We start from the raw sequence: 12,997 nt of genomic DNA, 5'->3' as shown, positions 1-12,997 counted from the left end.
CAGCGAAGGAAAATGCAGCCCGTAGCAGTCGCCAGCGTTGGTCAGGATGGAGCGGATGAAGCGTGCAGGACCTCGTCGAGAAGATCGGTAGCGATCGCAAGGCTGTCTGGGGCCATAGCCTCATAGGCCGGCTTGACCATCAGCTGCGAGATCGTCTTCGCGACGAATTCCGGGTTCAACGCAGTAAGGCGCTGTCGTGTCGCAGCTACTTGTTCGGGAAACGTCCGCAAGGCAGAGATCACCTCCGACCGATGCTCCCGTGACGCGGCAGCAAGATCGAAGATATCCCGTGCCCTGGCACCGGCGCCCCGGTAGACGATTTTCTTGGCAATGATCTCGGGGATGGTTTCGAGTTGGACGGGCAGGCTCTCAACTACCTGCGTCACCACGGGAACAGCTGTCAGCGCTCCTGCAACGATGAAATCGATTTCGCCCAGCTGGTCGAAGGCGAATTTCTGGAATCGCGCCCCATCCCCTTCATAGGCTGCAGGCACGACGCTGAAGTTCAACCCGCTTCTCGATGGATCCAGGAATCCGAGCAATTGCGGATCGTTGATGAACAGATCGACGTCATGGCTTTCACGATGACCGATCTGGATCATCATTGCCGTGCCACCGCCGAACGACCATTCGAAATCATATCCGCCGGTCGCCACCCTCACCTGGCGGATGAGATCGGAAGCAATGGCAAAAAGCCGCTGCCATTCCGAAGGACGACGATTGGCAAGCTCGATCATCAGGCGGCGAGAGGGTAGCTCTCGCCCGACCAGGCCGCAAAATCACTTGCCAGAGCCTTCAGCGTCGCAAACGGAATGTGATAAGCGTCCGCGAACTTCAGCTGATTGGCGACAGGCACCTCTCCCAGAAAGGCGCTCACCTGACCGGGATGCTGCTTCGCCAATGTGATATCCGACAGGCAATGAGCCAGCTCCGCACCGTCAAGCTGCTCGCCATAGGGTGCGTTCACCGTCGTCAGGATCAAGGTCAGATGCGTGCTCATAACCCTTGAAAGATAATCGTTTCGCTCCTTGCGGACAAGGTCATCAAACCGCACTCCTTTGCCTTTACCGCCCCCTCGGCTTCGTCAGACTTTTCAGCAGCGCCTCCGAGGCCCGAAGGCCGTCACTGGGCATGGGCTCGTCTGATTTTGCGCCATCCGCGCCAGCTTGCGTCTTCTGCGCATCGAGTTTGGCACGCAGCAGTGCCATGATCATCGGCCAGGTCGAGAACTTACCCTCCCTTGCACGCTCCGTCAGGCTGCGCAGATAGCCGCCGGGCGATCCGATCTGATCGGCGCGCTGGTAGATCGCAGCCAGCGTGATCGCGGCATGTTGCTCACCCAAAGCCTCCTGCGCATCCCGCCAGGCGCTCGGACTGATCCCCAGCATCGGCCGGACCAGTTCCGCCGTGGCCAGGAAGTCCCGCCAATGGCGGATTTCACCACCCTGCGCCAGTTCAAGCACGCCGGGGCAGGCGTCGAGCACGATCCCAAGGGGCAACTCCCGCTTCGGCAGGCTCCGGACGTTGCCGGCTTCCGCGACGCTACCGCCCGCTTCTTTTCTATTTCGAAGGCTATATTCAGATTCAGTATGAAGATCTGGATTTGAATTTTGTATGTGGCGTCCAGAATGGGACTCATTGGCATCCAGATTCTGCATTTTCATGAACGTTTCCAGAGCCTCTCGGATATCCGCGCAAAGAACCGCCAGCTCGGCGCTAATCGCCTCCACTAGCTGGCGCGGTGCTGAACGGGGCAGGCGGGTAATGATCGCCTGATAGTCCAGCAGCACCTTCCCCCAATTGCCCGGGACGTCCTCCTCAATGCCCGTGTCGATCAGTTTGACGATATCTCGCCGCAGCAACGTAAGGCGCTCCTTCGCCACGCGGAACGCCTTTTTCTCCGCGTGAACGGCCTCGGCGAGCTCATGGAGTTCGTGCGCCCGCGCGACCAGCGGCGAGAGATCGAAGCCATAGGCCTGCTCGATCTCTCCACCCCTGCCCTTGCGGGCGAAGCGCTTGCCGTTCGGACTGTCGCGCCGGATGACCAGCCCGCAATCGACCAGCACGGCGATGTGCCGGCGCAACGTCGTCGCCGGCATGCCATTCGCCCGCGCCGCCAGCTGCTCGTTGGACGGCCAGACGATGAGCTCGGCATCGCCGGTCAGCGCCGTCTCCGGGTGGAAGGTCAGCAGGGCGTTGAGGATCGCCAGCGAGCGATCCGTGGCGCCGAGAAGTTCCCGCGCCTCGCGGATGTCCTGGAACACCTGCCATTTATGCACGACAGCGTCCGGCTTCATTGCCTTGGCCGCCATCTGGCTGGAAATCTGGCCGAGCGTCATCGGCCGCCGCCCGAAGGGCGTCGTCGAAACATGCGTCTGCATTGTCCTTCACCTATTGCTAGGCAAAAGAAATCTGCTCGCCGAAACGGCGCTCAATCCCTTTCGGGACTCTTGACTGTGATTCCGGGAAGTGCGATTCTCAGGCTGTCACACGTTGAGAAGGGCTTCCGGGATCCGTTTCGGGGGCCTTTTTCTTTTTGCCGGTCTCCATTCGGCACCGATAGTGCCGGCTTCATTCCATCAGTCGGTCGGTGGCTTCCTCCTTCTCTGTCTTGGAAAACTCGTCGAACAGCGTATGAAGCCGCGACGCGACGAAATCCGCGAAGGCGGGCACGACCTTCTCATTGAAGACAAGCGCCGTCCGCCCATTTCCACGCTCGACATGCCCAGCCCGACGCCCGTTCGGTGTCGTCCATACATCCGCTCGCGGGTTCGACCTTGCTTTGTCTGCCAGCCTCAGCAGGACGGCCTGAAACCGATGATCGCTATCCATCTCTTGCAGCGCCGGCTCATCAAGCATCGCGTCCACGTTCGACAACACTTTGGGATCATCCAATTTCTCCGCCAAGCCGAGCCATCGTGCTCGCCCTGACTTCGACGCAGGTCCAATCCGTCTAATAAGGGGCTCTGGAATGCGGCGTGCAACCGCGATGTAACGGCTGAGATCAGCTTTGTCGGTGGAGAGGGCCGCAATGATCGTCTGCCGATCATACCCTGCATCCTCGAGCCGCTTCGCGAACAAGGCCTTCTCGATAAAGGACAGATCCTGACGATCAAGGTTTTCACGTCCTTGCGCGACGACGAGTTCAGCATCGCTCAGCGCCTTGACGATCGCTTTCACCTCGCGACCCAGCCGTTCGGCCGCGCGCAGTCGACGACGGCCATAAGCAATCTGAAAGCGCCCGGCTGTCTCCGGATGAGGCCGAACGAGGATAGGCACCTGCTGCCCATTCTCTGCGATACTCGCTACCAACTGCTCGAAGCCAGGGTCGATCTCGATCGAAATCCGGTCCGCGATCGTCGAACCGTCAATCTGCCCAGCGTCTAGTGAAACGACGACATCGCTCGCCGCGAGCTGTTGCTTCAACCGTTCACCGACTTTCGCGGTCTCGGAGAGCTCCTGTAACGATGCCCCCATCGCCGCGACGGCCCCCGTACGTACGCGATCAGCCGAGCGGGCAGGGGAGGGGGCCACAGCGTCAGGTTTCTTCAAGAAAAGTGAATTGATCGCATCCTTCCGGCTCATGACTGGCCCCTTCGTCCAAGAGTCGCTCCATTCGCTCCCAGCCATTTGAGCCCGTTGGGAGCTCCCAACAGATAGATCAAGGGCACGGAATGCAGCGCCCAACCAAGCAGAGCACCCGCATGTTTATCAAAGGTGTTGGGAGCTCCCAACATTGGTAAATAGCCATTCGCCGAGACGCGCGCCGCCGCGCGGCTCGCCCTCATAGTCCCCGCCCCCATGAAGCCTTGATCAATCCTTCGATCTCAGCATTAACCGCGTCCAGGGCTTCCATGGCTCGGTCGTAAGTAGAGCGCGTGAGGTTCTCGCGGCCGATTTCGTAGAGGGTCTGCTTGGTCAACCCGGCATCGGAAACCGCAGCCGACTTCAGCATCGGATTGGTCAAGACGTAATCGTCGAACAGGTTGCGCAGTAGAGCCGCCACCTTGGTCTGCGGCGCGTCCTGCGGCTCGAAGCGGGTAAATAGATAGCGAATGAAATCATATTTCAGCTCGCCACCCGCCTCCCTGACCACCCCGAGAAGATCACGTGTCATGAGAAGGAACTGGCTCATCGAGGCGATATCCAGCATCTGCGGATGCACCGTGACGATCATCGCCGTCGCCGCACACAGGCCGCTCAAGGTAAGAAAGCCGAGCTGGGGTGGACAGTCGATGACGATGACGTCGTACCGGTCAGCGACCTCATCGAATGCCGACGCTACACGGGTGAAGAAGAGATCCCCTCGCGATCTGTCGCTCGCCGCTAGTGCCTTGGGCGTCGTATGCTCGAACTCCATCAGTTCGAGATTACCCGGCACCAGATCGAGGCCCTCGAAATAAGTGGTCCGGATCACCTCCCGCAGCGGCCGGCGCGCCGCGTCATATCGAATGGCGGCGTAAAGCGTCTCGTTTGCCACGACATCGGTCTCAGGCAGCACGCCCAGAAGAGCTGAAAGGCTCGCCTGCGGATCGAGGTCGACGGCAAGCACGCGATACCCCTGCAGCGCCAGATACTGCGCGAGGTGCGCCGACGTCGTGGTTTTGCCCGACCCGCCCTTGAAGTTCGTTACCGCGAGGACCTGAAGATGTTCACTCGCGCGGCGGTGTGGGACGAACTCAACGCTCTCCCGGCCACGCGTAGAGCCAGCCAAAAGGCGGCGAACCTCATTGATTTGGCCAAGTGTATAGAGACGCCGCCCATTGCTTGCCATGTCCGGCATCGGACCTTCACCGGCAAGTGTCATTTTCCTGAGAGTCGAATCTGAAATCCCAATTAGGCGCGCCGCCTCTCCCGAGGTAAAGCGGCGGAGAATTTTCTTCGACGACGGCGGGAACAGAGCCTCGCTCATCGCCTGCAGCTGAGAACTCAGCAGCTCGGCCTGTGCCCCGATGGTCTCGTCGACCCCAGTCATCACTTTTCGCGCGTGTTCAGCGGCGGAGTTCACGTTGAAAGCCTTCATCACGGTTTTCTTGCCCGTTCGGCGATTTAACCGTGACCATTGATGACATAACGATTCGAAGCAAGCGTTTAGTGGTTAACGAGACCTTAACGCTCAAATCCACACGTCCCTCGTGTGCAGCTCATTTCGCCATGTTTTCCAAGGCTTACTGTGAGTCGGTCGAAAATGGATGCCTCACGGGAAGTGCAAATTTGCACCCGCGTGCAGGTCGATGCGTGCCTCCCGGGTCGTCCCTCGACCACCTCGGCCGCAGAATCACCCGCTGCAAATCTGCACATAGCCGGCCCGCGCCACCGGTGATCTGTCTCCACACAGCCCGTTCATGTGGAGACGTAGATGCGGATTCAGGTTGTAGTCCCCGCCCAATATGAGACGTACGCCGACCTTCTCGCCCAGATGCGACGCCTGCGCGCCGCGATCTTCTCGGGACGTCTCGAATGGGACGTCACCATCGAGAACGGCGAGGAGCGGGATCAGTATGACGACCTGCAGCCATCCTACGTCCTGGCGGTGACCGCCTCGGGACAGGTGGCCGGATGTTGTCGTCTGCTCCCCGCGTCCGGACCGACCATGCTGGAGCGGACGTTCCCACAACTGCTCGAGAGCGGTTCGCTCCAAGCCCACGTGGCGATGATCGAGAGTTCGCGCTTCTGCGTCGACACGACCCTGGCTTCCGACAGGGCAGGGAGCCTTCTGCATGGGACCACGCTGTCCATGTTCGCCGGGATCATCGAATGGTCGATGGCCAATGGCTACAATGAACTCGTCACCGCCACCGACCTGCGCTTCGAGCGGATCCTCAAGCGCGCGGGCTGGCCGATGCAGCGGCTGGGCGAACCGGTCCGGATCGGCAACACCACGGCGATCGCGGGCACGCTGCCCATCGACGCGGCCAGCTTCCGGAACGTGTGCCCGGCTCACTATCGCTCGGAACTCAGCGCAGACGCCCTCGCAACGCTGAGGAGCGCGGCGTGACCCAGCTCCGCTCCCATTCCCGGCTGGTCCGCAAGCTCCAGGAGGCCTTGGGCGACCAGCTCTGCGTCGCTCTCGACGACGCGACCGTCGTCGAGATCATGCTCAATCCCGATGGCAAGCTGTTCATCGAACGGCTCGGCCAGGGAGTCGCCGAGGTGGGAGCCATGAACCCGGCCGCCGCCGAGGTCGTGATCGGCAGTGTCGCCCATGCCCTGCAATCGGAGGCCGACGACGAGCAGCCCATCATCTCCGGCGAGCTGCCGATCGGCGGTCACCGTTTCGAGGGGCTGCTGCCCCCGGTCGTGGCCGCCCCCACCTTCACCATCCGGCGGCGCGCCTCCCGGCTGATCCCGCTCGACGACTATGTGAAGGCGAAGGTGATGAGCGAGGCGCAGGCCTCCGTCCTGCGTAGCGCGATCGCCTCGCGGATGAACATCGTCATCTCCGGCGGCACCGGCTCCGGCAAGACCACGCTGGCCAATGCCGTCATCGCCGAGATCGTCGCGGAGGCTCCCGACGATCGCCTTCTCATCCTCGAGGACACCGCCGAGATCCGCTGTCCGGCGGAGAACGCCGTCTGCCTTCACACCAGCGACACCGTCGACATGGCGCGCCTGCTCAAGAGCACGATGCGCCTGCGCCCCGACCGCATTATCGTCGGCGAAGTCCGCGACGGCGCGGCGCTGACACTGCTCAAGGCCTGGAACACCGGCCATCCCGGCGGCGTCACCACGATCCATTCCAACACCGCGATGTCGGCCTTGCGCCGCCTCGAACAACTCACCGCCGAGGTCAGCCAGCAGCCGATGCAGGAAGTCATCGGGGAGGCGGTCGACCTCATCGTCTCGATCGAGCGCTCGGGCCGGGGGAGGCGGGTGCACGAGATCCTTCACGTCGAGGGTTTCAGCGCCTCCCGGTATCAGACCGAACATTATGGGAAATCCGACGGGGACAGCCATGTCGCGTAGCCTTCACCTTGCTCTCGCCGGCGCCGGCCTTGCAGCCCTCGCCGCAACCGCGCTCATCGGGCCGGCCTTCGCCTCGTCAGGCGGCAGCCTTCCCTGGGAAAGCCCACTCGAGCAGATCCAGCAATCGATCACCGGACCAGTAGCCGGCTTCATCGCACTCGCGGCCGTCGCGGTCGCCGGCGGCATGTTGATCTTCGGCGGCGAGCTGAACGATTTCGCGCGGCGGCTGACGTATGTGGCCCTCGTTGGCGGCATCCTGTTAGGGGCCACCCAGATCGTCGCCCTGTTCGGATCGACCGGCGCCTCCATCGGCACGCCGCTCGCACCTGCGCAGGCGGCGACTCCCGTGTCCTCCCATGGTGGGGCAGGGGAGGGGACCGATGGCTGACACGTCCAGCCTCGCACGATCGCGCATCCACCGTGCCCTGTCCCGCCCGAACCTGCTGATGGGCGCCGACCGGGAACTGGTGCTGCTGACCGGCCTTGCCTCCGCGATCCTGATCTTCGTCGTGCTCACCTGGTACGCGACACTGTTCGGCGTCGCGATCTGGCTGGTCGTGGTGGCGACACTGCGCATGATGGCCAAATCCGACCCGCTGATGCGGCGCGTCTATGTGCGCCACATCACCTACCAGTCGCAGTACCGGGCGACCTCGACGCCCTGGCGGCGGTTCTGAGGTCGCCCATGGTCGCGCTCAGATCCTTTCGTCATGCCGGTCCGTCCTTCGCCGACCTCGTGCCCTATGCCGGCCTCGTCGACAATGGCGTGCTCCTGCTCAAGGACGGCTCGTTGATGGCCGGCTGGTATTTCGCCGGGCCCGACAGCGAGAGCTCGACGCCGACCGAGCGCAACGAGGTGTCGCGCCAGATCAACACCATACTGGCGCGGCTCGGTTCCGGCTGGATGATCCAGGTCGAGGCCGTTCGTGTGCCGACCTCGGATTATCCCGACGAGCAGGACTGCCATTTCCCCGACCCGGTGACCCGCGCCATCGACGCCGAGCGCCGGTCACATTTCCAGCGCGAGCGCGGCCACTATGAAAGCCGCCACGCGCTCATCCTCACCTGGCGCGCGCCGGAGCCGCGGCGCTCCGGGCTCACACGTTATATCTATTCCGACGAGGCAAGCCGCACCGCCTCCTACGCATCAGTGACACTCGATGCTTTCCGGACCTCGATCCGGGAGATCGAGCAATATCTCGCCAATGTCGTCTCGATCCGTCGGATGGTGACGCGCGAGACGGAAGAGGTCGGCGGCTTTCGTACAGCCCGGTATGACGAACTGTTTCAGTTCATCCGCTTCTGCATCACCGGCGAGAACCATCCCGTCCGGCTGCCGGACGTTCCGATGTATCTCGACTGGCTGGCCACGGCCGAACTCCGGCACGGCCTCACGCCTCTCGTCGAAAACCGCCATCTCGGCGTCGTCGCCATCGATGGGCTGCCGGCCGAGAGCTGGCCCGGTATTCTCAACGCGCTCGACCTGATGCCGCTGACCTATCGCTGGTCGTCGCGTTTTGTCTTCCTCGACGAGCAGGAGGCCCGTCAGAAGCTCGAGCGCACGCGCAAGAAATGGCAGCAGAAGGTGCGGCCCTTCTTCGACCAGCTGTTCCAGACCCAGAGCCGATCGGTCGACCAGGACGCCATGATGATGGTGGCGGAAACCGAGGATGCCATTGCCGAAGCCTCCTCGCAGCTCGTCGCCTATGGCTATTACACGCCGGTCATCGTTCTGTTCGACACGGAACAGATCCGCCTGCGGGAAAAATGCGAAGCGGTGCGCCGGTTGATCCAGGCCGAGGGTTTCGGGGCCCGGATCGAGACGCTCAACGCCACCGACGCCTTCATCGGCAGCCTGCCCGGCGTCTCCTACGCCAATATCCGCGAACCGCTGATCAACACCCGCAACCTCGCCGACCTCATCCCGCTCAACTCGGTCTGGTCGGGCAGCGTCGATGCGCCGTGTCCGTTCTATCCGCCCGGATCGCCGCCGCTGATGCAGGTGGCGAGCGGCAGCACGCCGTTCCGCCTGAATCTCCATGTCGACGATGTCGGCCACACGCTGGTCTTCGGGCCGACCGGCTCCGGCAAGTCGACCCTGCTGGCGCTCATCGCCGCGCAGTTCCGCCGCTACGCCGATGCCCAGGTCTTCGCCTTCGACAAAGGCCGCTCCATGCTGCCGCTAACGCTGGCGATCGGCGGCTCGCACTACGAGATCGGCGGCGAGAGCACCGGGGCAGGGGAGGGGGCTGCGCTCGCCTTCTGCCCTCTCGCCGAGCTGACGACGGAAGGCGACAGGGCCTTTGCGAGCGAATGGATCGAGACCCTCGTCGCGCTGCAGGGCGTGACGATCTCGCCCGACCATCGCAATGCCATCTCCCGGCAGATCAGCCTGATGGCCGGCTCGCGTGGGCGCTCGCTCTCGGATTTCGTGTCGGGCGTCCAGATGCGCGAGATCAAGGACGCGCTCCACCACTACACCGTCGACGGTCCGATGGGGCAGCTGCTCGATGCCGAACAGGACGGTCTGTCGCTCGGCACCTTCCAATGCTTCGAGATCGAGGAGCTCATGAACATGGGCGAGCGCAATCTCGTCCCCGTGCTCACCTACCTCTTCCGTCGCATCGAAAAGCGCCTGACCGGCGCGCCGAGCCTGATCATCCTCGACGAGGCCTGGCTGATGCTCGGCCACCCGACCTTCCGCGCCAGAATCCGGGAATGGCTGAAGGTTCTGCGCAAGGCCAATTGCGCGGTCGTCCTCGCCACCCAATCGATCTCGGACGCCGAGCGCTCCGGCATCATCGACGTGCTCAAGGAAAGCTGCCCGACAAAGATCTGCCTGCCGAACGGATCGGCACGCGAGCCGGGCACCCGCGAATTCTACGAGCGCCTCGGCTTCAACGAACGCCAGATCGAGATCGTCGCGAGCGCGCTGCCCAAACGCGAATATTACGTCGCCTCCCCGGACGGACGGCGGCTCTTCGACATGGCGCTCGGGCCGCTCGCCCTCTCCTTCGTGGGGGCGTCCGGCAAGGAGGACCTCAAGCGCATTCGCGCGCTGCACTGCGAACAGGGGGCCGGCTGGCCCCTCTCCTGGCTCCAGCAGAGGGGGATCGCCCATGCCGAAACCATCCTTGCCACTCCATAGATCCCGGTTCGTGCTCACGAGCGCAATCATGCTGTTCATGGCGAGCCTGCCTCGGGGGGCATTCGCCGGCGGTGCAACGGGCGGTGCGACCGAGTGGACGCAGCTCGCCAACAATGCCGAGCTGGTGAGCCTTGTCGGCCAGTCCGCCGAACAGGTGAACAACCAGATCAAGCAGATCTCCCAGCTTGCCGAGCAGATCCAGAACCAGCTGAACATCTACAACAATATGCTGCAGAACACGGCGCAGCTGCCGAACCATGTCTGGGGCCAGGTCGAGAGCGACCTGAAGAGCCTGCAGAACGTGGTCTCGCAGGGCCAGGGCATCGCCTTCTCCATGGGCAATGCCGATGACGTGCTGCGGCAACGCTTCCAGAGCTTCGCCGAGATGAAGAGCAGCCTGCCCGATGGAGCTTCCTTTTCCTCCACCTATCAGGGCTGGTCGACCACCAATCGCGACACCATCGCCGGCACGCTGAAGGCCGCCAACCTGACTGCGGAGCAGTTCGGCAGCGAAGAGACCACCATGTCGTCCTTGCGCACGATGTCGGAAAGCGCCGATGGCCAGATGAAGGCGCTGCAGGTCGGACACCAGATCGCGACCCAGCAGGTTGCGCAGATGCAGAAGCTGCGCGGCCTCGTATCCCAGCAGGTGACCATGATGGGCACCTGGTATCAGTCCGACCAGGCGCAGAAGGATCTCGCGCAGGCCCGCCGCGAGCAGTTCTTCAACGCTCCCACCCGCGACATTCGCGGCGGGCAGACCATGGAGCCGCGCTGGTGAGCTCCCGTCTTGTCGTTCTCATCCTGCTCGCCGGAGCCCTTGGCCTGTGCGCGACGCTCGCCATCCGGATGGTCGGGCCATCGTCCACCGAACCTGCCCACGCGACAATCGAGCCATCGCCACCTCCGGCATCCAATGCTGCACGTCGTGAACATATTGAGCGCTTTTTCGGTGGCGATCCGAACAGGGATGTTCGCAGCGGCCAGGAGATGAAGCCGCGATGGTGATCCCGCGCCCTTGCCGTCCGCTCGAACTCGTCATCGTGGTTACAGCAGTCGTCCTGCTCGCGAGCGCTCCCGCGCTGGCGCAGGAGGGTTCCGTTCTCACCACGCTGGAGAACTCCGTCGTGACCGCGGCCCGCGGCTGGGAAACCACAGTCATGGATGCCGCCCGGTCGTTGTTCTGGATCCTCGCAGGGATCGAGATCGGCATCGCGGCCGTGTGGCTCGCGATCAATGCCGCCTCGCTCGACGCCTGGTTCGCCGAACTCGTGCGCCGCATCATGTTCATCGGCCTGTTCGCCTTCATTCTAGACCAGGGACCGGACTTCGCGAAGGCCGTCGTCGACAGCCTCTTCCAGATGGGCGGCAGCGGAGGAAGCGCTTCGCCCGCCGACATCTTCGATGCCGGTATCCGCGTTGCGTCCAAGATGTCGGAACAGGCCAAGTTCGGCCTGTTCGAGGACAATGCACTGGCGATTGCCGCCGTCTTCGCCATGGTGGTGGTCGTCATCTCCTTCTCGCTGGTCGCCGCGATCTTCGTCGCGGTGATGGTGGAGATGTATGTCGGCCTGCTCGCCGGCATGATCATGCTCGGCCTCGGTGGATCGTCCTTCACCAAAGACTTCGCAGTCCGCTACCTCGTCTATGCCTTCTCGGTCGGCATGAAACTGATGGCGCTGGTGATGATCGCCAGGATCGGCTCGGACATCCTGCTCGGCCTTGCCGAAGCCCCGACAGCGACCTCGGACCAGTTCATCACCACGCTGGCCATCGCCGGCATCTCGGTCGTCGTCTTCGTCATCGCCATGTATGTGCCGCCCATCATGCAGGGCGTTGTCCAAGGTGCTTCGATCTCCGGCGGCATGGAGGCGATCCGGCACGGCGCACAGGTCGCGACCTTCGCGGCCGGCGGCGCCTTTCTTGGTGCAAGCGCGGCCGGAAAGGGCGCGCAGACTGCGAGCGACGCCCGGGCCAGCGGCTCCTCATTGGCCGGTGCCGCCCTGCGCGGCATGGCGTCAGGCATTGGCAGCGCCGCGGGAGCGACAGGCGCGGCAGCAAAGGAAAAAGCGACCGCCGCACCCGGCGCCTATGCCGGCTCACTGCTCGGCCTCGCCAATGCCAAGCTCGACCAGAGCCGCCAATCGGGCGGCACACGCTCGTCCCGCCCCGTCCCGCCGCCGATCGACGACAGCAAATAAGGACACGGTCCGACCATGGCCTCCGGCACCCCACCCGAGAACCCCTACATCGCCGCTCGACAGGAATGGAACGAGCGCTATGGCTCTTATGTGAAAGCGGCCGCCGGCTGGCGCGTCGTCGGCATCACCGGCATGGTCATGGCGGTGATCGGCTTCTCCTATGCCCTGTTCCAGAGCACGCAGGTCAAGCTCATTCCCTACGTCGTCGAAGTCGACAAGCTCGGCACCGCCTCAAGCGCCGGCTTTCCGCAGCAGATCGAATATGCCGATCCGCGCGTCGTGCGCGCGACACTCGGAAGCTTCGTCTCGAACTTCCGCAGCGTGACGCCCGATGCCGTGGTGCAGAAGCAGTATATCGACCGCACCTATGCGCATCTGCGCACCTCCGATCCGGCGACCGAAAAGGTCAATGCCTGGTTCCGTTCCTCGTCTCCCTTCGACAAGGCGAGGAACGCGACGGTTGCCATCGAGGTGAACAACATCGTCGCGCTGTCGAACCAGAGCTACCAGATCGACTGGACCGAGTTCGAGCGTGACCGCAAGGGCAACGAGACCGCGACACGCCGGTTCCGTGGGATCGCCACCGTCACGCTGACGCCGCCTCAGGACGAGGCGAGCATCCGCCTCAACCCGATCGGCCTCTATCTGCGTGACTTCGATTGGACGGCCCAGCTTTGAAAGG

Annotated in this window: 14 protein-coding genes; 9 read left to right on the top strand and 5 right to left on the bottom strand. The window is 63.2% G+C overall.

Annotated elements, in window-relative coordinates; all coding sequences use genetic code 11:
• Positions 1-41: 41 nt before the first annotated feature.
• The 5 genes from ACU4E7_RS22595 to repA all read right to left on the bottom strand — a co-directional run bounded on the left by ACU4E7_RS22595 (position 42) and on the right by repA (position 5,023).
• The gene (locus tag ACU4E7_RS22595; protein WP_447021750.1) at positions 42-737 is read right to left on the bottom strand and encodes a nucleotidyl transferase AbiEii/AbiGii toxin family protein; all 696 of its coding nucleotides are present in this window, start codon (positions 735-737) and stop codon (positions 42-44) included.
• Entirely contained in the window at positions 737-1,054 is a 318-nt protein-coding gene (locus ACU4E7_RS22590) for a hypothetical protein (protein ID WP_447021749.1), read from the bottom strand. Before ACU4E7_RS22590 ends, ACU4E7_RS22595 begins: the two co-directional genes overlap by 1 nt.
• Positions 1,055-1,064: 10 nt before the next feature.
• Complete coding sequence (repC, locus tag ACU4E7_RS22585; protein ID WP_447021748.1) at positions 1,065-2,381, bottom strand: plasmid replication protein RepC; 1,317 nt, start codon at positions 2,379-2,381, stop codon at positions 1,065-1,067.
• Positions 2,382-2,571: 190 nt separating this feature from the next.
• On the bottom strand, positions 2,572-3,585 hold the full coding sequence (gene repB / locus ACU4E7_RS22580) for a plasmid partitioning protein RepB (protein ID WP_447021747.1): 1,014 nt from the start codon (positions 3,583-3,585) through the stop codon (positions 2,572-2,574).
• A gap of 199 nt (positions 3,586-3,784) precedes the next feature.
• Complete coding sequence (gene repA / locus ACU4E7_RS22575; RefSeq protein WP_447021746.1) at positions 3,785-5,023, bottom strand: plasmid partitioning protein RepA; 1,239 nt, start codon at positions 5,021-5,023, stop codon at positions 3,785-3,787.
• A gap of 336 nt (positions 5,024-5,359) precedes the next feature.
• Between repA and traI the strand changes: the two genes are divergently transcribed.
• Genes traI through ACU4E7_RS22530 form a run of 9 tightly spaced genes read left to right on the top strand, consistent with a single transcriptional unit; the run spans position 5,360 to position 12,993 of the window.
• Positions 5,360-5,998: an acyl-homoserine-lactone synthase gene (gene traI / locus ACU4E7_RS22570; protein WP_447021745.1), complete on the top strand. Its 639-nt coding sequence runs from the start codon at positions 5,360-5,362 to the stop codon at positions 5,996-5,998.
• Positions 5,995-6,966, top strand: coding sequence for a P-type conjugative transfer ATPase TrbB (trbB, locus tag ACU4E7_RS22565; RefSeq protein WP_447021744.1), 972 nt, complete (start codon positions 5,995-5,997; stop codon positions 6,964-6,966). The genes traI and trbB overlap by 4 nt, the downstream gene beginning before the upstream one ends.
• Complete coding sequence (locus ACU4E7_RS22560) at positions 6,956-7,354, top strand: TrbC/VirB2 family protein (protein WP_394094686.1); 399 nt, start codon at positions 6,956-6,958, stop codon at positions 7,352-7,354. The genes trbB and ACU4E7_RS22560 overlap by 11 nt, the downstream gene beginning before the upstream one ends.
• Positions 7,347-7,643: a conjugal transfer protein TrbD gene (locus tag ACU4E7_RS22555; RefSeq protein WP_394094685.1), complete on the top strand. Its 297-nt coding sequence runs from the start codon at positions 7,347-7,349 to the stop codon at positions 7,641-7,643. The genes ACU4E7_RS22560 and ACU4E7_RS22555 overlap by 8 nt, the downstream gene beginning before the upstream one ends.
• 8 nt (positions 7,644-7,651) lie before the next feature.
• Positions 7,652-10,114, top strand: coding sequence for a conjugal transfer protein TrbE (locus ACU4E7_RS22550; protein ID WP_394094684.1), 2,463 nt, complete (start codon positions 7,652-7,654; stop codon positions 10,112-10,114).
• Positions 10,115-10,142: 28 nt separating this feature from the next.
• Positions 10,143-10,895 carry a P-type conjugative transfer protein TrbJ gene (gene trbJ, locus ACU4E7_RS22545; protein WP_394094716.1) on the top strand — a complete coding sequence of 251 codons (753 nt, stop codon included), beginning with the start codon at positions 10,143-10,145 and terminating at the stop codon, positions 10,893-10,895.
• Positions 10,892-11,122, top strand: a complete 231-nt coding sequence (trbK, locus tag ACU4E7_RS22540) for an entry exclusion protein TrbK (RefSeq protein ID WP_394094683.1) — start codon at positions 10,892-10,894, stop codon at positions 11,120-11,122. The genes trbJ and trbK overlap by 4 nt, the downstream gene beginning before the upstream one ends.
• On the top strand, positions 11,116-12,315 hold the full coding sequence (trbL, locus tag ACU4E7_RS22535; protein WP_394094682.1) for a P-type conjugative transfer protein TrbL: 1,200 nt from the start codon (positions 11,116-11,118) through the stop codon (positions 12,313-12,315). Before trbK ends, trbL begins: the two co-directional genes overlap by 7 nt.
• Positions 12,316-12,330: 15 nt before the next feature.
• On the top strand, positions 12,331-12,993 hold the full coding sequence (locus ACU4E7_RS22530; RefSeq protein WP_394094681.1) for a conjugal transfer protein TrbF: 663 nt from the start codon (positions 12,331-12,333) through the stop codon (positions 12,991-12,993).
• The last annotated feature ends 4 nt before the right edge of the window (positions 12,994-12,997 follow it).

This window comes from Xanthobacter sp. ZOL 2024 (assembly GCF_052932325.1).
Note: the sequence above shows the minus strand (reverse complement) of the source record. Positions and strands in the feature narration are given on the sequence as shown.